The sequence below is a fragment of the Pseudomonas meliae genome (genome assembly GCF_001400515.1).
GTDB lineage: Bacteria > Pseudomonadota > Gammaproteobacteria > Pseudomonadales > Pseudomonadaceae > Aquipseudomonas > Aquipseudomonas amygdali.
On the sequence record NZ_LJQT01000389.1, the window covers coordinates 1 to 309 of the forward strand.

Below are 309 nucleotides of genomic sequence, written 5' to 3' on the forward strand. Positions count from 1 at the left end.
GGGTGCGGGCGGGCTCCGAGGCCGGGGCCTGTTCCGGTGCCGCTGCTGGTTCGGGTGGCCCGATGCTGTCCGGCCCTGGAGTGTTTGCCGGAGTTTGGTCATTGTCATTGTTCTGCATGCTTGAGCTCCCGAATCTCGCCGGTGGTGGTCCCGTTGAAGTTGTACCCCGTGTTCACCTGGGCGGTAGGCCGGGCCTCTACAACCAGACCGTTCAAGCGGAACCGAAACAAGCGGCTCACCCCATGCACCACGACCACGTTCTGTTCGTTGTGCGCGTCGGCCACGGTTTCAGTGCCATCGGGCAATACA

Annotated in this window: 1 pseudogene; it reads right to left on the bottom strand. The window is 63.4% G+C overall.

Annotation, left to right across the window (positions count from 1 at the left end):
• Positions 1–104: 104 nt before the first annotated feature.
• Positions 105–309: pseudogene (locus tag ALO64_RS18115) on the bottom strand (TrbG/VirB9 family P-type conjugative transfer protein); the annotation flags it as partial.